Origin of the sequence: Pseudomonas sp. JL3, assembly GCF_031570575.1 — a bacterium.
Lineage (GTDB): Bacteria > Pseudomonadota > Gammaproteobacteria > Pseudomonadales > Pseudomonadaceae > Aquipseudomonas > Aquipseudomonas cucumis.
This window is the reverse complement of record NZ_JAKWJK010000025.1, coordinates 39,010-61,134: the sequence shown is the minus strand read 5'-3', so window position 1 is coordinate 61,134 and position 22,125 is coordinate 39,010. Positions and strand designations below refer to the sequence as shown.

7 protein-coding genes are annotated in these 22,125 nt (G+C 61.6%); 6 read left to right on the top strand and 1 reads right to left on the bottom strand.

The features are described from left to right. From MMG91_RS27030 to MMG91_RS27020, 3 genes are all read left to right on the top strand, one after another. A partial coding sequence (locus MMG91_RS27030) for a non-ribosomal peptide synthetase (RefSeq protein WP_310661256.1) occupies positions 1-11,583 on the top strand: 11,583 nt, incomplete at its 5' end. A gap of 78 nt (positions 11,584-11,661) precedes the next feature. After that, the gene (gene macA, locus MMG91_RS27025) at positions 11,662-12,813 is read left to right on the top strand and encodes a macrolide transporter subunit MacA (protein WP_310661255.1); all 1,152 of its coding nucleotides are present in this window, start codon (positions 11,662-11,664) and stop codon (positions 12,811-12,813) included. Positions 12,814-12,815: 2 nt separating this feature from the next. Further along, positions 12,816-14,777 carry a MacB family efflux pump subunit gene (locus MMG91_RS27020; protein ID WP_310661254.1) on the top strand — a complete coding sequence of 654 codons (1,962 nt, stop codon included), beginning with the start codon at positions 12,816-12,818 and terminating at the stop codon, positions 14,775-14,777. Positions 14,778-14,856: 79 nt separating this feature from the next. Here the strand turns inward: MMG91_RS27020 and MMG91_RS27015 are convergent, their stop codons facing one another. Beyond that, positions 14,857-16,197: a diaminobutyrate--2-oxoglutarate transaminase family protein gene (locus MMG91_RS27015; RefSeq protein WP_310661253.1), complete on the bottom strand. Its 1,341-nt coding sequence runs from the start codon at positions 16,195-16,197 to the stop codon at positions 14,857-14,859. A 350-nt stretch (positions 16,198-16,547) separates the two neighbouring features. Here MMG91_RS27015 and MMG91_RS27010 point away from each other — a divergent pair, with 350 nt between their 5' ends. The 3 genes from MMG91_RS27010 to MMG91_RS27000 are packed head-to-tail and all read left to right on the top strand — an operon-like array spanning position 16,548 to position 22,116. Then, positions 16,548-17,942: an efflux transporter outer membrane subunit gene (locus tag MMG91_RS27010; RefSeq protein ID WP_310661252.1), complete on the top strand. Its 1,395-nt coding sequence runs from the start codon at positions 16,548-16,550 to the stop codon at positions 17,940-17,942. Between the two features lie 8 nt (positions 17,943-17,950). Continuing rightward, on the top strand, positions 17,951-19,045 hold the full coding sequence (locus MMG91_RS27005; protein WP_310661251.1) for an efflux RND transporter periplasmic adaptor subunit: 1,095 nt from the start codon (positions 17,951-17,953) through the stop codon (positions 19,043-19,045). Continuing rightward, positions 19,042-22,116: an efflux RND transporter permease subunit gene (locus MMG91_RS27000; RefSeq protein ID WP_310661250.1), complete on the top strand. Its 3,075-nt coding sequence runs from the start codon at positions 19,042-19,044 to the stop codon at positions 22,114-22,116. Before MMG91_RS27005 ends, MMG91_RS27000 begins: the two co-directional genes overlap by 4 nt. Positions 22,117-22,125 lie beyond the last annotated feature (9 nt).

The window sequence follows — 22,125 nt, the reverse complement described above, 5'->3', positions numbered from 1 at the left end:
GCGCAGATCTGGCAAGACTTGCTGGGCCTGCCACAGGTCGGTCGCCATGACCAGTTCTTCGAACTGGGCGGACACTCCTTGCTGGCGATTCAATTGATTTCCCAGGTGCGCCTGCGCCTGGGGGTGGAACTGAGCCTGGCCGAACTGTTCGCTCATCCCGAGCTTGCAGCACTGTCACACGCCGTGGCCCGGGCCAGTCGCAGCACTTTGCCGGAGATCGTCACGGTCTCCCGCGATGAAGACTTGCCGCTGTCGTTCGCCCAACAGCGCCTGTGGTTCCTGGCACAGATGGAAGGCGCCAGCGCGGCCTACCACATGCCCGCCGGCTTGCGCTTGCGCGGCACCCTGGACAGCGTCGCCCTGCAGCGCGCACTGGATCGCATCGTCGCCCGCCACGAAGCTCTGCGCACCACCTTCGTGCAAGACCATCGTCAGGAAGCGCGGCAACGTATCGCCCTCGCGGACGTCGGTTTCACTCTGCTTCAGCACGATCTGTCCGATCAGGTCGACGCCGAACGTGAATTGAACGTATTGGCCGCTCAGGAAGCGACCGACACCTTCGACCTGGAACATGGCCCATTGATCCGGGGTCGACTGATCCGTCTGAATCCTCAGGACCATGTGTTGCTGGTGACCATGCACCACATCGTCTCGGACGGCTGGTCGATTGGCGTCCTGACCGGGGAACTGGCGGCGCTCTATGAGGCTTTTCGCCATGGCCTGGACGATCCACTGCCGGCGCTGACGGTGCAATACGCCGACTACGCAGTGTGGCAACGCCGCTGGTTGAGCGGCGAGGTGCTGGAAACCCAAAGCACCTACTGGCAGCAAACCCTGGCCGAGGCGCCGGCGCTGTTGATGCTGCCGACCGACCGGGTGCGCCCGGCACAGCAAGACTACGCCGGGGCCGCGCTGTCGGTGGCCTTCGATGCCGGCCTGACCGCGGACCTCAAAGCCCTGAGCCAGCGCCACGGCACCACGCTGTACATGACGCTGATGGCCGGCTGGGCGGCGTTATTGAGCCGACTCTCGGGGCAGGACGAAGTGGTGATCGGTTCACCCGTGGCCAACCGCATGTGTTCGCAAGTCGAAGGGTTGATCGGTTTCTTCGTCAACACCCTGGCGGTGCGCGTTGATGTCTCGGGCGCGCCGAGCGTCGAAGCCTTGCTGGCGCGGGTCAAGACCCAGACCCTTGGGGCGCAGGCGCATCAGGACCTGCCGTTCGAGCAAGTGGTGGAAGTGCTCAAGCCAGTACGCAGCCTGGCCCACAGCCCGCTGTTCCAGGCCATGCTGTCGTGGCAGACCCTGGACAGCGCCGAAATGGTGCTGGGTGACCTGAAACTCGAAGGCCTGGGCGTGGCGAACAGCGTCGCCAAGTTCGACTTGTCGCTGGAACTGGGCGAGGTGCAAGGGCAGATGCTTGGCACTCTGGAATACGCCACGGCATTGTTCGATGAGGCCACGGTGCAGCGTTATCTCGGTTATTTCGAGCGGCTGCTGCGGGCGATGGTGGCCGACGACCAGGCCCTGATCGAGCGGATTGCGCTGCTTGACGAGGTCGAGCTTCAGCGCTTGCTGGTGGGCCTCAATGCCACGCAGGCGGCGTATCCCCACGAACAGACGATCCACCAGTTGTTCGAAGCGCAAGTCGCCGCCAGGCCGGATGCCATCGCGGTGGTGTTCGATGGTGAGCGCCTGAGTTATGCCGAGTTGAACCGCCAGGCCAACCAGTTGGCGCACCATCTGATTGGGCTGGGTATCCGTCCGGACGATCGGGTAGCGATCTGTGTCGAGCGTGGTGCCGAAATGCTGGTCGGCCTCCTGGCGATCCTCAAGGCTGGCGGCGGTTATGTGCCGCTCGACCCGGCGTACCCGACCGAACGGCTGGCCTACATGCTCGCCGACAGTACCCCGGTGGTACTGCTGACCCAGCGCGCGCTGCAAGATCGATTGCCAACACTGGCGGCGCCAAGGGTGCTGCTCGATCACTCGGAACGGGTGCGCAGCGGCGTCACGATCGGCCGCGAGGACAACCCGGTCATTACGTCCCTGGGCGTGCGTCACCTAGCCTACGTGATCTACACCTCGGGTTCGACCGGCACCCCCAAAGGGGTAATGATCGAGCACCGCGGCCTGGTCAATTACAGTGTCGACGCGGTCCGCCTGTTCGGCCTGACACCGGCCGACACGGTGCTGCAACAAAACACCCTGAACTTCGACCTGTCGGTGGAAGAGATCTTCCCGGCGCTGATCGCCGGCGCCACCCTGATGCCCAGCCGGCATATCTTCGGTACCGTCGGCACGCCACACGACGCTGACATCCGGCCGACGTTCCTGCACTTGACGGCGGCGCACTGGCACACCTTGGCCGCCGAGTGGCACTACACGCCGGCGCTGGCCCGGGAACACTTGCGCGACGTGCGTCTGATCAACGTCACTGGCGATGCCTTGTCGACACACAAGCTTCAAATGTGGGACGAGGTACGCCCGGCGCACACGCAACTGATCAACACTTATGGCCCGACCGAGGCGACGGTGTCTTGCACTGCGGCCTACGTGACGCACGACGCCAATCATGCCGCCAGTGGCATTGCCAGCATCGGCACGCCGATGGCCAATACCCGCATCTACCTGCTCGATGCGCACCGCCAGCCGGTGCCGTTCGGGGTGACGGGCGAGATTTTCATCGGCGGCGACGGCGTCGCTCGCGGTTACCTGAACCTCGACGGAATCAGCGCCGAACGGTTCCTCGTCGACCCGTTCAGCGAGCAGCCCGATGGCCGTATGTACAAGACCGGCGACCTGGCGCGCTATCGCCCGGACGGGCGTCTCGAATACCTGGGCCGCAACGACTTCCAGGTCAAGGTGCGGGGTTTCCGTATCGAACTGGGCGAGATCGAAGCGAAGCTGGGCCACTGCGCCGGGGTCAAGGAGGCGGCGGTGATCGTGCGCGAAGACACCCCGGGCGACAAACGTCTGGTGGCTTACGTGGTGCCGCAGGCCGAAATAACCCTGAACGCGGCGGCCTTGCGCACGCAGCTGTCGACCCTGTTGGCCGAATACATGCTGCCCAGTGCGTTCGTCAGCCTGACAGCGTTGCCGCTGACACCCAATCGCAAACTCGACCGCCAGGCGCTGCCGGCACCGGACGCCGAGGCCTACGCCAGCCGCACCCGCGAAGCGCCGCAAGGGGCCACCGAGATCGCGCTGGCGCAGATCTGGCAGGCCTTGCTCAAAGTCGAATCGGTGGGGCGTCACGACCACTTCTTTGAGTTGGGCGGGCATTCATTGCTGGTAATGCGTTTGATCTCGCAGGTGCGTGAGCACCTGGGCGTGGAGTTGAGCCTGAACGATGTCTTTGCACAACCCGATCTGAGTGCGCTGGCGCAGGTTCTGTCTCGGGCGGCACGCAGCACCCAGCCGCACATTGTGCCGGTGTCGCGCGAGCAGGCCTTGCCGCTGTCATTTGCTCAACAGCGCCTGTGGTTCCTGGCGCAACTGGAAGGCGGCAGCGCGGCGTATCACATTCCCGCGGGCCTGCGTCTGCGTGGCGAACTGGATGCCATCGCGCTCACCCGTGCGCTGGATCGTATCGTGGCCCGTCATGAAGTCCTGCGTACCACCTTTGTGCAGGAACAAGGGGAGGAGGCCGAGCAACGCATTGCCCCCGTCGATGTAGGGTTCATGCTGCAACTGCACGTACTGGCCGACCACCCGGACGCGGAAGCTGAACTGCTGATCATGGCCGAGGAGGAGGCTCGCGAAGCCTTCGATCTGGTGCGCGGTCCACTGGTGCGTGGTCGACTGGTTCGCATGGCCGATGACGATCATGCGTTGCTGGTGACCATGCACCACATCGTGTCGGATGGCTGGTCCGCCGACGTCCTGACACGTGAGCTGGGCGTGCTGTATGAGGCGTTCCGCCAAGGGCAGGAAGATCCGCTGCCGGCCTTGCCGGTTCAGTATGCCGACTATGCCATCTGGCAACGCTGCTGGCTCACGGGCGAGGTGTTACAACAACAGGAGAGCTACTGGCAGCAGGCACTCGCCGGTGCACCGGGGCTGTTGACGTTGCCCACTGACCGGCAACGTCCCGCGCAGCAAGACTATTCAGGCAGCGCCGTCGGCCTCACACTCGATGAAACCCTGACCGACGACCTCAAGGCGCTGAGTCACCGCCATGGCACCACGCTGTTCATGACCGTGACGGCCGCCTGGGCCACCGTGCTCAGTCGTCTGTCCGGGCAGAGCGATGTCGTCATCGGTACCCCTGTGGCGAACCGCCTGCGTTCTGAAGTCGAAGGCATGATCGGCTTCTTCGTCAACACGCTGGCACTGCGTGTCGACGTGTCGGACGAACTGACGGTCGAAGCCTTGCTGCAACGCGTGAAGGCTCAAATCCTGAGTGCTCAGGCGCATCAGGACTTGCCATTCGAACAGGTGGTGGAGGTGGTTCGGCCGGTGCGCAGCCTGTCCCACAGCCCGGTGTTCCAGGCCATGCTGTCATGGCAGAACAACGAAAACGTCGGCCTGGAATTGGGCGACATGGCGCTGCAAGGGCTGAGTGTGACCAGCCGTACCGCGAAGTTCGATGTGTTGCTGGACATGGCGCAAATCGGCGGCCGCTTGTACGGGTCGCTGGAATACGCCACGTCGCTGTTCGACCAGGCGACGATGGAACGTTACCTCGGTTACCTCGAGTACGTACTGCGAGCCATGGTTGCCGACGAGCATGCAAGGGTGGCGCACATCCCGCTGCTGGGCGATCACGAGCGCCATCATTTGCTGGAAACCTTTAATGCCACCGCGGTCGCGTATCCGCAGGGCCTGACGTTGCATGGGCTGTTCGAAGCGCAAGTCGCTACGCGTCCCGACGCAATCGCGGTGACGTACGAAAACAGTCACTGGACGTATGACACGCTGAACCGCCGCTCCAACCAGGTCGCCCATGGCTTGATCGCGCTGGGCATCCGCCCGGACGACCGCGTGGCGATCTGCGTGGACCGCAGTCTCGAAATGCTCGCGGGCCTGCTGGGCATTCTCAAGTCCGGTGCCGGTTATGTGCCACTCGACCCGGATTATCCGGCCGACCGTTTGGCCTACATGCTGGAAAACAGCGCCCCGGCAGTGGTCCTCACTCAGCGTGCCTTGCAGGCCAGTCTGCCAGCGACGACGGCGAGGGTGTTGCTGCTGGATGCCACTGACGAGGGCGATTTCTCGGCGCAGCCAACCATCGATCCTGTGGTGGACGGCTTGTGTGCGGAACACCTGGCCTACGTGATCTATACCTCGGGTTCGACCGGGCTGCCCAAAGGCGTGATGAACGAGCACGGCGCGATAGTCAACCGTCTGTTGTGGATGCAGGACGAGTATTGCTTGGCCCCTGCGGACGCGGTGCTGCAAAAGACTCCGTTCAGCTTCGACGTATCGGTGTGGGAGTTTTTCTGGCCACTGTTCTGCGGCGCGCGTCTGGTGATGGCCCGTCCGGGCGGTCATCGGGATCCTGCGTATCTGCGCGAGGTGATTCAAGCCAAAGGCATCACCACGATGCACTTCGTGCCCTCGATGCTGGACGTGTTCCTGGCCCATGGCGATGTCAGCGAGTGCGAAGGGCTGGTGCGGGTGATGTGCAGCGGCGAGGCGTTGCCGGGTCACCTGGTGCGGCGCTTCAAAACGCAACTGCCGGCGACATCGTTGCACAACCTGTACGGGCCGACCGAAGCGGCTGTCGACGTGACTGCCTGGGACTGCGCGGGTGCTGACACACCCGATAGCACGCCGATCGGCAAACCGATCGCCAACACGCGCATTTACCTGCTCGATGGCTGCCAGCAGCCGGTGCCCACGGGGGCGGCAGGCGAGATTTACATCGGCGGGGTCCAAGTCGCACGAGGTTATCTGCACCGTCCGGAACTGACGGCCGAGCGCTTTCTGAAAGACCCGTTCAGCGATGCTCCGAATGCCCGTATGTACCGCACCGGCGATCTGGGGCGTTATGTGCAGGACGGCAACATTCTGTACCTGGGGCGCAATGACGATCAGGTCAAGATTCGCGGTTTCCGTATCGAGTTGGGCGAGATCGAGGCGCGTCTGGCCGAGCACCCGGCGGTACTGGAAACGGTGGTGCTGGTGAGCGAAGACGAACCCGGCAACAAACGATTGGTGGCTTACTATACGCCGCGCAGGCAGGGCGAAATGCTCGACATCCAGGCCTTGCGTGGTCATCTTCAGGTTCGCCTGCCGGAGTACATGGTGCCGGCCGCCTACGTGGCGCTCGACGCGCTGCCGCTGACGCCGAACGGAAAACTGGATCGCAAGGCGTTGCCCGCGCCGGATCCGGACTCGGTGATCAGCCGAGATTACGAGGCGCCGCAAGGAGCAATCGAAACCACCCTGGCACAGCTGTGGGCCGAGTTGCTCAAGGTCGAGCGGGTCGGGCGCCACGATCATTTCTTCGAATTGGGCGGTCACTCGCTGCTGGCGGTCACGCTGATCCAACGCATGCGTGAGGTCGGTTTGAGCGCGGATGTGCGGGTGCTGTTCGGCCAGCCAACGCTGGCGGCACTGGCGGCGGCCGTGGGGAACGGTACGGAAATCGTGGTGCCGGACAACGGCATTGCGCATGACTGCCAGCGGATCACGCCCGACATGTTGCCGCTGACGACGCTGTCGGGGGAAGAGATCGAACGTGTTGTCGCGCTCATCCCCGGTGGTGTTGGCAATGTGCAGGACATCTACGCACTGGCACCGCTGCAGGAAGGGATTTTGTATCACCACCTCGCTTCGCAGCAGGGCGATCCCTATGTGCAGCAGGCTCTGTTCAATCTCAAGGATCGTGCCCGCCTGGATGCCTTCGTGGACGCGTTGCAGGGTGTGATCGGTCGGCACGATATCCTGCGCACTGCAATGCTATGGGAAGGGCTGCGCGAGCCGGTGCAAGTGGTCTTGCGCCAAGTACAACTGCTTGTCGAGGAATGTGTTTGCGAGCCGGGTGATGTCGCCGCACAACTTCGCGAGCGTTTCGATCCGCGACACTACCGGCTCGACGTACGCCAGGCACCGCTGCTGCGTCTTGCCTGTGCCTATGACGGCGAACACCAGCGCTGGGTGGCCTTGCTGCTGTTTCATCACATCGCTCTCGACCACACCGCGCTGGAAGTGATCCAGCACGAAATGCAGGCTTACTTGCTGGGTCAACAAGCGCAATTGGGCGATGCCGTGCCGTATCGCAACTATGTGGCGCAGGCGCGACTTGGGGTGAGTGAAAGCGCCCATGAGGCTTTCTTCAGCGACATGCTCAAGGACATCAAGGAGCCGACGTTACCGTTCGGCCTGCACGATGTGCAGGGCGACGGTACCGGCATCGAGCAAGCACAGTGGGTGGTTGACGAAGCCTTGTGTCGCCGCCTGCGCACGCAGGCACGTCTGCTCGGCGTTAGTGCGGCGAGTCTGCATCACCTGGCATGGGCGCAAGTGGTGGCAGGCGTGTCCGGTCGCGAGGATGTGGTGTTCGGCACGGTATTGATGGGACGGATGCAGGGAGGCGAAGGCGCCGATCGGGCATTGGGACTGTTCATCAACACCTTGCCGTTGCGGGTTGATGTCGGAGCAACCGGGGCACGTGCGGGAGTGAAGACGACCCATGCGCGCCTCACCGCACTGCTCGGGCACGAACACGCGTCGCTGGCCCTGGCGCAACGTTGCAGTGGTGTGGCGGCACCCGCGCCGCTGTTCAGCGCGTTGCTGAACTACCGGCACAATGCAACGCAGGTCACCGGTGACGCGCTGTCGGCGTGGAGCGGGATCGAAGGGCTGGGCGGTGAAGAGTGGAGCAACTATCCGCTGTCGCTGAACGTCGACGATCTTGGCGAACCGTTCGTGCTGACGGCCTTGGTGGTATCTCAGGTCGGGGCGAAGCGTGTCTGCGGTTATATGAATGCCGCACTGGAAAGCCTGGTTGATGCGCTTGAGCGTACCCCTGAAGCACCGCTGCGTGACCTGGCAATATTGCCGCTGGCAGAACGTCGGCAACTGCTGCTCGACTTCAATGCGACTGACACGGTCTACCCTCACGAACGGACAGTTCATGACCTGTTTGACGCTCAGGCCAGGGCCCGGCCCGACGCGATTGCCATCGAACAGGCGGGGCAACAACTCACCTATCGGGAACTGAATGCCCGGGCGAATGACCTGGCGCATTACTTGCGCGAGCAAGGCGTCACGCCTCAGGCACGGGTGGCGATTATGCTGAATCGCTCGTTCGATCTTATCGTGAGCGAACTGGCAATCCTCAAGTGCGCCGCCGTCTATGTGCCGCTGGACCACCATGCGCCGCAGGAACGCCAGCGCTTCATGCTGCAAGACAGCGCGGCGGCACTGGTTCTGACGACGAGCGATAGGGTGGTGCCTGAAGGCATCCTGCGAGTGGACATGGATACTGTGCGGCTGGCCCGCGATGAACGGCCTGCCGAAATGTCCACCCAGGCGAGCGATACGCCGGCGTACATCATGTACACCTCCGGCTCCACGGGCCAACCGAAGGGCGTGATCGTGCCGCATCGGGCCATCGGCCGATTGGTGATCAACAACGGCTATGCAGATTTTGGCGCACACGACCGTGTGGCCTTCGCTTCTAACCCGGCCTTTGACGCCAGTACGATGGAAGTATGGGGCGCGTTGCTCAACGGAGGACGGATCGTGATCATTGATCACGAAGCGCTGCTCAGCCCGACGCAATTCGCTCAGGTGCTGACAGGGGCGGGCGTTTCGGTGCTGTTCGTGACCACCGCCGTGTTCAACCAGTACCTGATGTTGATCCCGGATGCCCTGGCACGTCTTCGCATCTTGCTGTGTGGTGGCGAGCGGGGTGATCCGGCCTCGTTCCGGCGTCTTTTGGCGCATGCCCCGTCACTGCGGCTGGTGCATTGCTATGGCCCCACCGAAACCACGACCTTCGCCACGACCCATGCGGTGACAGCCGTGCCTGACGGCGCGATGAGTATTCCGATCGGCCGTCCGATTGCCAACACCCGGATCTATATTCTCAATGCTGCACAGCAACCGGTACCGGTCGGGGTCACGGGCGAGATTCATATCGGCGGCGCGGGGGTGGCCCTCGGTTACTTGAACCGTGCGGACTTGACCGAAGAGCGCTTTATCGTCGACCCGTTCAGCGATCGGCCGGATGCACGCCTGTACCGCAGCGGTGATCTGGGGCGCTGGTTGCCGGACGGCACCATCGAGTATCTGGATCGCAATGACGGGCAGGTAAAAATCCGCGGTTTCCGCATCGAACTCGGAGAGATCGAGGCGCGCTTGCACGAATGCCCCGGGGTGCGCGAAGCCTTGGTGGTGGCGCGAGAAGACAGCCCTGGCGATAAGCGTCTGGTGGCGTACTACACCGTGCAGGCGAGTGGTGAAATACCCGATGCCGAAACCTTGCGCATGCAGCTGCACTCACTATTGCCGGAGTACATGATTCCGGCGGCTTATGTGCAACTGGTGGCGTTGCCCCTGACGCTGAACGGCAAGGTCGATGTCGGCGCGCTGCCGGCACCGGAAACCGGTGCCTATGCGACCCGCGACTACGAAGCACCGCAGGGTGCATTGGAAACGACGCTGGCAAGTCTGTGGGCCGAGGTATTGAAGCTGGAACGGATTGGCCGTCATGACAATTTCTTTGAGATGGGCGGGCATTCGCTGCTGGCGATCCGACTGGTCGGCCTGCTGGCGCAGGCCAACCTGACGGTATCGCTGTCCGAGTTGTTCCAGCATGAAAGCGTGGCGTCGATGGCATCGATGCTGCAGGCCCGCGCCACTGATGTTCAGCAACTCGGCTCGATTGTCCCGGTGCGCAAGACCGGCACGCAAAACCCGCTGTTCCTGGTGCATGAGTTCAGTGGGCTGGACCTCTACTTCCCGGCGTTGGGCAAACATATCGATCCGGATATCCCTGTCTATGGTTTGTCTGCCATCGCGTGGGGAGAGCAGCAGTTGCAGACGATGGAGTGCCTGGCCTCGCGCCTGGTGGGCATCGTGCGTTCAGTGCAGCCCAAAGGGCCTTACCGGCTTGCCGGCTGGTCATTCGGCGGTGTGCTGGCTTACGAGATCGCCATCCAGCTGATTGGCCTGGACGAGGAGGTCGAGTTCGTCGGCCTGATCGATAGCTACCTGCCGCGATTGGTGGATCAGGGCCGGGCGCGCTGGACGCCGGACGAAGCTCACAAACTCCACTTGCTGGACCGCTGCGATGTCTTCTGGAAGGCCCAGGCACCCGATGACGTGGACGTCGCGTCGATCCTCGCAAAACTGGCGTGCTTGCAGACGCAGCTGAGCCAATTCGACTTCGAAGGCCTGGTACAGCGGTGTCGCGACGAAGGGGTGCTGCATCAAGAGCTGGCTGTCTATAGCGCAGCCCAGCTCTGGCACTACCTTGGCCGTGAGGTCGCGCATGGCCATGCACTGGCCCATTACACGGTGTATCCGATTTCCGCCCCGGTGCACTTGTTTATGGCCGACGAGCGCAAGGAAGACGCGCCCGAACATTCCGGCTATCTGGGGTGGGACGCTGTTTTGCCGAAAACACAGATGCACTGCATCAGCGTACCGGGTGATCACCAGACGATGATGCAGGCCCCGCATATTCAGACACTGGGTCAAGCCATCAACGATGCACTTCGCGCCGTCGCGTCACGTCCGGCGCCGATGCCATCGAAGACTGGCTATCAACCGCTGCTGACGATCCAGGGCGGGCGCGCCGATCGGGCTCCGATCTTCTGTGTGCCTGGCGCCGGAGACAGTGTGACCGGTTTCATCGGGCTGACCGATGCCTTCGGCCCGGACTGGCCGATCCATGGGCTGCAACCCCGTGGACTGGATGGCAGCACCGAGCCTTTCAGCCTTGTGGAAACCGCCGCCGAGGCGTACCTCGACGCGATTGACAAGGTGCAACCCGATGGCCCGGTGCATTTGCTCGGGCACTCCTTCGGCGGCTGGATCGTGTTCGAGATGGCGGCTCGTTTGAATGCGCGCGGTCGCAAAGTGGCGTCGCTGACGTTGATCGACAGCGAGTCGCCGGGTGGCAACGGTGTGGTGGGCAAACCCTATACCGCGACGGGGGTGTTGAAACGCTTGATCGAAGCGATGCAGTTAGCCTCCGGCAAGTCGCTCGGTATCGATGCCACGGTATTCGGCACGCAGGACGATGCCGCACAGATGCGCTTGCTGCATGCGGGCATGGTCCGCGCCGGCATGCTGCCGCAGCGCTCGGCTGTCGACTCGATGCGTGGTCCGGCGCGGGCCTTCGGCACGGCACTGCGCACGGTTTACCAACCTCAACATCAATACACCGGTCCGGTGCGCCTGGTGCTGGCTAACGATCCGACCCTGGACACGGCCGGTAACAAACGCGAGCAGCAAGAAATGATCGAAGGATGGCGCAAGCACGTGCCTGACCTCAGTATCTGGTACGGTCCGGGCAACCACTTCACGATCCTCAAGGCACCTCACGTACATAACCTGGCAGCCTGGTGGCAGGACAGCCTTCCCATGCTCGATGAGGAGGCCGCCAGTGATTGCGTATAGCCGTCCTCCCATCGCGCGAATCCATGGAGCCCGGCGCCTTATCGGCCGGGCCTGAAATCAACGCACTCATGGTTATTTATGGAAAAGTCGAAGTTTCGCAAAATTGCTATCGTGCTCGTTCTGGTCGTCGTGGCCGGTCTGATTTTTTACAGCGCTCAGTCCCCGGGCAAACCGCCGGAGTACCTGACCGCCACGGTCGAGCGCACGGACATCGAGAACGCGGTGCTGGCGGCCGGGATTCTGCAGGGCGTCAAACAGGTCGATGTCGGCGCGCAGGTTTCAGGCCAGCTGAAATCGCTCAAGGTCAAATTGGGCGACAAGGTCAAGAAGGGCCAGTGGCTGGCGGAAATCGATCCGATGCTGGCGCAGAATTCACTGCGCCAGGCCCAGGTCAATGAAGAAAACCTGGTAGCAAAAAAACAGGCCACGGCGGCGCAACTCAAGGACGCGAAAGCCACCTACGATCGCTACAGAAAACTGCAACCGGACGACGCGATCTCCAAGCAGGAGTACGAGACCGCCGAGTCGAACTACAAGGTGCAGGCGGCCAATCTGCTGTCGCTTGATGCGCAGATAAAGGACGCCCGTATCCAGGTGGAAACGGCGCGGGTCAACCTGGCCTACACGCACATCGTCGCGCCGATCGACGGCTATGTCGTGGGGGTCGTGACGCAGGAGGGCCAGACCGTGATCGCCGAGCAACTGGCGCCGGTACTGCTCAAACTGGCCGACCTGGACACCATGACGGTCAAGGCTCAGGTGTCAGAGGCCGATGTCATTCACATCGTCCCCGGGCAGGAGGTGTACTTCACCATCCTGGGCGAATCGGACAAACGCTACTACGCCAAGCTGCGGGGTACTGAGCCCGCGCCGCAAAACTTCCTCGAAACACAGGCCGCCGGGACAACCAAGCAGAACACCGCGGTGTTTTACAACGGTCTGTTCGACGTGCCGAACCCCGACCATCGCCTGCGTATTTCAATGACCGCCCAGGTACGTATCGTCCTGGATAAAGCCAAGGACGTATTGACGATTCCCGTCGCCGCCCTGGGCGCGAAAAACAAGGATGGCAGCGTCGTGGTCCGTGTGGTGGACGCCGAAGGCAAGGCGCAGATGCGCAATGTGCAAACCGGTATCAACAACAACGTCAGGGCCGAGATCAAAGAAGGCCTGGCAGAAGGTGACAAGGTCATCATTGGTGAACCGGCTCCGGCCGTGGCGGGTGCCTGACGATGACGCGACCACTGTTGGAGCTCAAGGGTATTACCCGCAGCTTTCTCGCCGGCGAGAAGGATTTCACCGCGCTCAAGGACATTAATCTGACGATCAACGCTGGCGAGATCGTTGCGATCACCGGCGCTTCCGGCTCAGGCAAATCCACGTTGATGAACGTGCTCGGCTGCCTCGATCATGCGAGCGCCGGTAGCTACAAAGTGGACGGGCGCGAAACCAGCGCCATGGACGACCATGAATTGGCGGTGCTGCGTCGTGACCATTTTGGCTTCATTTTTCAGCGCTACCATCTGCTGCCGCACCTGAGCGCCTTGCACAACGTCGAAATGCCGGCCATCTATGCCGGTACCGGCGAGTCGCAACGGCACAGCCGTGCCGGGGAGCTGTTGACCCGCCTGGGGTTGGCGGGTCACTTGCGCAATCGGCCGAGCCAGCTTTCCGGTGGTCAGCAGCAGCGGGTGAGTATCGCCCGGGCATTGATGAACGGCGGCGAGGTCATTCTGGCCGACGAGCCGACCGGTGCACTGGACACCACCAGCGGCAAGGAGGTGATGAAGATTCTGCTCGAGCTCAATGCGGCAGGGCATACCGTTATCATCGTCACCCACGATGAGAAAGTGGCGGCCAATGCCAAGCGCATCATTGAGATCCGTGACGGCGAGATCGTCGACGACCGGGTCAATCCAGAGCGTCCCGTGGAGGATCAACCGGCGCAGGGAGCACGCCCGGCCAAGGTCAAGCAGACGAACCGTTTGCTGGCCAGTTTCGGGCTGTTCAGCGAAGCGTTCAACATGGCCTGGGTTGCGCTGGTCTCGCACCGGATGCGAACCCTGCTGACCATGCTGGGCATCATCATCGGCATCACGTCTGTTGTCTCGATCGTGGCCATCGGCGAAGGGGCCAAGCGCTACGTGCTCAAGGACATCGAAGCGATCGGCAGCAATACCATCGAGATCTATCCGGGCAGCGACTGGGGGGACAGCCGCTCCGCCGCTATCGAAACACTGGTGATGCCCGACGTCACAGCCTTGAGCGAGCAGTATTACATCGACAGCGCCACACCTAACGTGGGCCGCAACCTGTTGCTGCGTTATGAAAACATTGATGTGACGGCGACCGTCAACGGTGTGAGCGAGAGTTACTTCCAGGTCCGCGGGATCAAAATGGGCGCGGGTGTATCGTTTGGCAAAGATGATGCCCGGCGGCAGTCGCAGGTGGTGGTGATCGACCACAATACGCGTCTGAGGTTGTTTGGCCCGACCGCGGACCCGTTGGGCCAGGTGATTCTGGTCGACAACCTGCCGTGCACCATCATTGGCGTGACCGAAGACAAGAAAAGCGTATTCAACACCAGCAAGAACCTGAACGTGTGGATGCCTTATGAAACCGCGGCCGGGAGGTTGCTGGGCCAGCGTTACCTCGACAGCATCACGGTGCGGGTGAAGGACGGGCAACCGAGCAAAGTGGTCGAAGACAACGTCGTCAAGTTCATGGAACAGCGCCATGGCACCAAGGACTTCTTCACCTACAACCTCGACAGCGTGCTGCAAACGGTGCAGAAGACCAGCCAGTCGCTGGCGTTGCTGCTCTCGTTGATCGCTGTCATATCGCTTGTGGTGGGTGGCATTGGCGTGATGAACATCATGCTGGTCTCCGTGACCGAGCGTACGCGTGAAATCGGTATCCGCATGGCGGTCGGCGCACGTCAGTCGGATATCCGCCAGCAGTTCCTGGTCGAGGCGGTGATGGTATGCCTCGTGGGGGGGACGATTGGCATCGCGCTGTCGTTTGGTATTGGCTACGTGTTTTCGATCTTCGTCAAGGAATGGCAGATGGTGTTCTCGATGGGATCGATCATCACGGCTTTCGTCTGTTCGACGCTGATCGGTATCGTGTTTGGCTTCGTGCCTGCACGCAATGCCGCGCGACTCGATCCGATCGATGCGCTGGCGCGCGATTGACTAACCTCAAGTCCCGCCGCCCGAGGGCGGCGGGACATAATCACGAAACCGAGTCGTCAGGCTCGGTATCTACTGCTCTTCATACCGCCTCGCGCGCATAGTGTGGACGTGTTTCGCCGGCCTTCCTGACTGCCTGTTCGAAGCGATCCAGCACCATGCCGACCTCGGCTTCGGTAATGGTCAATGGCGGCAAGAACCTGAGCACCGCGCCATGGCGTCCGCCGGTTTCCATCATCAGTCCGTTGTCGAAGCAGTTGAGTTTGATGGCGCGTGCACGGGCACCGTCCGCCTGGCCGGCACGTTGATTCGCGCCAGGCTTGGTAACCTCCACCCCGATCATCAGCCCGCGACCGCGAATATCACTTATGAACTGAAAGCGTCGCGCAATTTCATGAAGACCGCTCTCCAGCCGTTTGCCCATATGGGCGGCATGGGCAACGAGGTTGTCTTGTCTGATTTGGCGCATGGTTGCCGCACCGGCGATCATCGCCACCTGGTTGCCACGGAAAGTGCCCGCGTGCATGCCCGGGCTCCAGGTATCCAGGTGATCGGCATACACGATCACCGACAATGGATAGCCACCACCGATGGCTTTGGACAGCACCAGAATGTCGGGCACGATGCCGGCATGCTCGATGGCGAAGGTGGTGCCGGTGCGCCCCAGACCGGTCTGGACCTCGTCGACGATCAGCAGAATGTCTTGCTCAAGAGTGATTTCACGTAAAGCTCTCAGCCAGTGCGCCGAGGCGGGAATACAGCCCCCTTCGCCTTGCACGACTTCGACGATCACGGCAGCGGGTTTGGTGACGCCACCTTCAGGGTCCGACAGGACGGTACGGATATAGTCGATGGACAACTGGTCGGTCTGTTCGCCGTCGGTACCGAACGGGCAGCGAAAGCGATAGGGGAAGGGGAGAAAGTGAGTGCCCTGGGCTATCAGTCCGTTACCGGCCTTGGGGGACAGGTTGCCCATTGCCGACAATGCCCCGGCTGTCATTCCGTGATAGCCACCGTGGAAGGCCATCAGTGTCGAGCGTTTGGTGTAGTGGCGCGCCAGTTTGATGGCCGCCTCGACCGCATCCGAGCCGCTGGGGCCACAGAATAAAATCTTGCTCGTGTCGCGCATTTTCGCCGGCAGCATGGAGAACAATTCCTGCACGAAAGCGTGCTTGGCCGGGGTGGCCAGGTCGAGCGCTTGCTGCAGGTGATCGCCGCCGAGAAAGTCCATTACTGCGTCTTTGACGGCAGGCGGATTGTGACCCAGGGCCAGGGTGCCGGCGTTCGACAGACAATCGAGAAACTCCTGGCCGCTGGCATCCTTGATGCGCATTCCCTTGCCGCTGACGAACAGTCGCTGGAACGTCTGCGCATAGGTTCGTGCGTTCGACTCGACTTTCTTGAGATAGCTTAGTTCTTCCATATTCGATCACCCATTGGCCCTAGGAAAGAGAGTCGAGCGGTGTTGTGCCTCACGCTCAGCAGGACGTGTTGCCTTATTTGGCAGGCGAGTTACATGTTTCAGTCATTTCAACAGGGCCCCGCATGAACCGCTAATTTTTCTACCGGCACCTGTCCCTGTTTTCCATGCCAGACACAGAATGAGACGCAGGTTTAAATAGCTGACACACGAGCTTCATCAAACCCATCACTATCAACCTTCCGTCTCCCCGAGCCGTGCCTGTATCGGGTGCCTCGCTGTTTTTCCACTTTTTTGTCAGGCACCAAGAGAACGCTATGCATGTCTTCAAGCCTCCAGGTGGAGTATTACTGGTGACACTGTGTGCAATGGCCCTGAGCAGTTGTGTTCTCGGGCCTGACTATCAGGTGCCAACGGTCCCGGTCGATGTCAAATGGCAGGCGCCGTTACCCCATGGTGCGTCCGTGGCAGCCTTGACCGATTGGTGGCAGCAGTTCGACGATCCGGCGCTGGCCGAGTTGTTGCGCCTGGCCGAAGCCGACAGCCCATCAATGGATCAGGCTTGGGCCAACATCGCCCGGGCCCGCGCGACGCTTGCCGGGAATGTCGCGGATACCTTGCCGAGACTTGACGGTACGTTGTCCAAGGGCCGTGGCGGACAACAAACCGGTGATAAACACCTGACGGGTTCAGGCTCTTCTGCCCAGTTCGATACTGCGTGGGAGGTCGATCTGTTCGGCAAGTTGCGACGCAACAACGAAGCGGCGAGTTCGCGGGTCGAGGCGCGCGTGGATGATTGGCATGATGCGCGGGTTTCGCTGGCGGCCCAGGTAGGCGACTACTACGTGCAATACCGTGGCTGTCAGAAACTGGTGTTGGCCTACAGCGACCAGGCGCAATCGCAACTGGATACGGCGCGCATCACGCGCCAGTCGTTCGAGGCGGGCTTTACCTCGTCCGCCGATGCAGCCCTGGCCGATGCCAGTGCCGCCAGCAACGCGGCGACCCTGATCAGTCAGCAGAGTGAGTGTCAGGTGCTGCTCAAAAGTCTCGTTGCGCTCACGGGCGGTGACGAAGGGCGGTTGACCGAATTGCTCGGCCACTCCCCGGCACAATTGCCGCAACCTGCCGAACTCAACGTACGACAGATCCCGGCCGACCTGCTGCGCCAGCGCCCGGACCTTGCGTCCAGCGAGCGCGAGCTGGCGGCGGCAAACGCCGAGATCGGTGTGGCCAAGGCTGATCGCCTTCCAAGTCTGAGTCTTTCCGGCACGTTTTCCGTCGGGGTCACGGCGGGTGAGCGCAACCGCTCCTGGTCGCTGGGGCCGGTCTTGTCCATTCCACTGTTCGATGGCGGCAAACGCCGTGCGGCGGTGGACGGTGCCGAAGCTTCTTATGAGGCAGCCTTCGCGGTTTATCGCCAGACATTGCGCACCAGCGTCATGGAAGTCGAACAATCGTTGGTGCGTCTCGATGCAGCGCGGCGTCGGGAGTCCGACGTCGAGCGCTCCACCGCAGGTTTTCGCGAGTCGTTCGAGGCCATCGACCGCAACTGGCGGGCTGGCGGCGTGAGCCTGCTGGACCGCGAAACCGCACGCCGTCTGGCCCTGACGTCCGAGATCGAATTAATCACATTGCAGCAGGATCAAGTGCGCTACTGGATTGCGCTGTACAAGGCATTGGGAGGTGGATGGCAGACTCATCAACCGCAAGAGCGAAACCAGGCATCAAACGGGGAAGGTGTGTGAGGTCGACGTTGCGTAAAATTTTGCTGGCAGTGGCCGTGCTCACGGTAGTGATCGTGTTGATCTATTTGCGCCGTGGGGCTGAACCGCCGGCTGTGACAGCCCCGAACGTCAGCAGCCTGAGTGTCGAGGTCGTCCAGGCGCGACGCCAGCTCTGGCCGCAGTTACTGTCTGCCAGCGGTGCGCTGGCGCCCTGGCAGGAAGCGGTCATCAATGCCGAGACCAGCGGTCTGCGCATTGCCAGCCTTGAAGCCGATGTCGGCAGTAGGGTCAAGAAAGGGCAATTGCTGGCCACCCTGGCTTCGGAAACCGTGCTGGCCGAAGAAAGCAAACAACAGGCGGTCGTCGCCCAGGCCGTGGCAAACCTGGAGCAGGCCAACTCCAACGATCGCCGCGCCCGAGTCGTTGGTCAGGGCGGAGCATTGTCAGAACAGCAGCGCGAAGACTATCGAATCAAAGTGGCGACCGCCAAGGCTGACCTCGCGGGGGCCAGGGCCGAGTTGCAAACCACCCGGATCAGGCTCAAGCAGACGCGTATCGTTGCCGTCGACGATGGCATCATTTCCTCGCGTACGGCGTTACTCGGCAAGGTGCTGTCCGCGGGTGACGAGCTGTTTCGTCTGGTCCGCGAAGGCCGCATCGAATGGCAAGCCGAGCTGGACTCGCGCCAACTGGCGCGCGTGCAAACCGGCCAGCTCGCCCGTCTGATATTGCCCGGCGGCCAGAGCCTGGAAGGACGGGTGCGATTGGTCTCGCCCACGCTGAACAACAAAACAAGCCGGGCCCTGGTCTATGTTTCCCTGCCAGAAGACAGCGCCGCCCGGGCCGGCATGTATGCCAGCGGCCAGATCGAACTGGGACCTCGCGAGGCCGTTACGGTACCGGACACGGCGGTGATCCTGCGTGACGGTCGCAGCTATGTGTTTACCCTGGGCGATGACATGCGCGTTGTGCAGCGGCCTGTCGAGGTGGGCAGACGCCTTCAGCAGGCGGTGGAAATTCTCAGCGGTTTGAATGAGCCGGCCCGCATCGTGCGTGCCGGCGGTGCCTTCCTCAATGATGGTGCGAGCGTGACCCTCGTTCAGCCTCAGGTTGCTCAGCCATGAATATTTCTGCGCTCTCGATCCGCCATCCGGTTCCGGCCGTCATGCTGTTCATTCTGCTTACCCTCTTGGGCCTGTTGGGTTTTGAAAGGCTGGGCATCCAGGATTTCCCGGACATGGATTTGCCCGTGGTCGTGATTAGCGCATCACTCGAAGGCGCCGCGCCGGAGCAACTGGAAACTGAAGTGGCGCGCAAGATCGAGGATAAGCTCACGTCTCTGCGCTTGCTCAAACATGTGACGACTGTCATCAGCGACGGTGCCGTTAACATCAGTGTCAGCTTTGCCATCGACAAGGATGGCAACGAGGCACTGAACGAAGTACGCAATGCGGTCGACAGCGCCATGCCGCAATTGCCGGCCAGCCTGGATACCCCATCGGTTTCCCGACTGACCACCAGCGCTTCGTCGCTGCTCACCTATGTCATTGATTCCGACAGCCTGGATGAGGAGGCACTGTCGTGGTTCGTCGATAACGAGTTGAGCAAGAAACTGCTGTCAGTTCCGGGGGTGGCATTGGTTGCGCGCGTAGGTGGTGTCGACCGCGAGATTCAGGTCAACCTCGACCCCGCCATGATGGCGGGTCTGGGTATCCGCGTTGCGGACGTGGCCAACCAATTGAGGGCGATGCAAAAGGACAACTCCGGCGGTCAGGGCAATCTTGGCAGTGGGCAGCAGGCAATGCGTACCCTGGGGGCCATTGACGACCCGGCCACACTCGGTGCCATCGATATTCCGAGCGGCGACGGACGTCTGCTCGCGTTGCGTCAGTTGGCCACGATTCGCGACACGCATGCCGAACGCAGCAGTCGTGCTTTTCGCGACGGCAAGCCGGTGATTGGTTTTCAGGTCATCCGTTCGCTGGGGTTTTCCGATATCGGCGTGGCCGATGACGTGCGCAAGGCCATGGTCACGTTTGCAGCGCAACATCCCAACGTCCAGATCGTCGAAGCCAGTAACACGGTGGAATCGGTCCTCGACAATTATCACGGTTCGATGAGCCTGCTATATGAAGGCATGCTGTTGGCGGTGCTGGTGGTCTGGTGGTTTCTGCGGGACTGGCGCGCCACACTCATCGTGGCCACGGCACTGCCGTTGTCGATCATTCCCACCTTTGGCGTGATGTACTTGGCCGGGTTTACCCTCAACACCGTTTCCCTGCTGGCATTGGCGCTGGTCATTGGTGTGCTGGTGGACGATGCCATCGTCGAGATCGAGAATATCGCCCGGCATTTGCGCATGGGTAAAACCCCGCTCGAGGCGGCCACCGAGGCGGCGGACGAAATAGGCCTGGCGGTACTCGCCACTACCGTCACCCTCGTTGCGGTCTTTCTGCCCACCGCGTTCATGGGGGGGATCGCAGGCAAACTGTTCCGCCAGTTTGGTGTGACCGCCTCGGTTGCGTTGCTGTTTTCCTTGCTGGTGGCGCGGTTGCTGACGCCGATGATGGCCGCCTATTTTCTCCGGGCCAGAAGGGATGCCGAACATGACAGCGGCTTGATGACGCGCTACCTGGGCTGGATCCACTGGACCTTGACCCAACGTAAAACCACCATGCTTCTGGTTGGAATGTTTTTTATGGGCTCGCTGGCGCTGATTCCGTTGTTGCCGACCAGTTTCCTGCCGGCCCAGGACACGGCTCGCAGTAAAGTTCTGCTGGAATTGCCACCCGGAACGACGCTGGAACAAACCACTGCAATAACCCTGCAGGCCAGTGAAAGCCTGCGCGCCCTTGATGAGGTCAAACACGTATTCGCCTCGGTGGGAACGCCCAGCAGCTCGGGCTCCGGGCCCAGCGATATCACCGGTAACGGCGATGCCATCCTGACCGTGGACCTGGTGCCCCGTAATGAGCGCGAGCTCAAACAGGTCGAGGTCGAAGCCAAGATGCGTCAGGTGTTGCGCACACTCCCGGGGGTACGGGTCAATGTGGGGGGCGATGGCAGCGGAGAGAAGTTGAATATCGTGCTAGCCAGTGACGATGGCGATCTGCTGGAGCGCACCGCCAGTTCCCTTGAACCGCAGTTGCGCCAACTCCGGGGTATCGGGAATGTCACTTCCAGCGCGGCCTTGCAGCGACCGGAAATTCAGATGCGTCCCGATTTCGCCCGCGCGGCGGAGCAGGGCATTACCAGCCAGGATATCGCCGATACCTTGCGCATGGCGACCTATGGCGAATACTCCTCGTCACTGGGCAAAATCAACTTATCGCAACGCCAAGTGGACGTACGAGTGCGCATGGATCCCTTGCTGCGCAGTGACCTTGATACGATCAATCAATTACGCGTGACCGGTCGCGACGGCCAGGTCGCGCTGGCGTCATTGGGTGAAATACACATGGGCAGCGGGCCAGCGCAAATCAGTCGCCTGGACCGCTTGCGCAACATCACCCTGTCTATCGAACTCAACGGGCGCACTTTGGGCGAAGTCATGGCCGAGATTAGTCAATTGCCGGTGATGCAGAATCTTCCATCCGAAGTGAAACTGGTGGAGCAGGGCGAGTTGCAGCTGATGACGGAGCTGTTCGGCAGTTTCAGCCTGGCCATGGTCATCGGTGTGTTCTGTATCTATTCGGTGCTGGTGTTGTTGTTCCACGACTTCTTGCAACCGGCCACCATTCTCTCGGCGTTACCACTCTCACTGGGGGGCGCGCTGGTGGCCCTGCTGGTGTGCAACCTGAGTTTTTCGATGCCTTCGGTTATCGGTTTGCTGATGCTGATGGGGATCGTGACGAAGAACTCCATTCTGTTGGTGGAGTACGCCATCATGGCCCGCCGCGATTATGGCCTGGGCCGATATGATGCACTGGTGGATGCCTGCCACAAACGCGCCCGACCGATTTTGATGACCACCATTGCCATGGGGGCCGGCATGCTGCCGACCGCCATGGGGATAGGTGAGGACCCGAGTTTTCGGCAGCCGATGGCCGTGGTGGTGATTGGTGGGCTGTTGACCTCGACACTGTTGAGTCTGTTGGTGGTTCCAGTGATTTTCACTTATGTCGACGACATATTGCAGTGGTTCAAGCGTCGTGCTCGTGTGCTGACCGGCGAGGGATTGATGAATGAAAACTGAGGGGGAGGG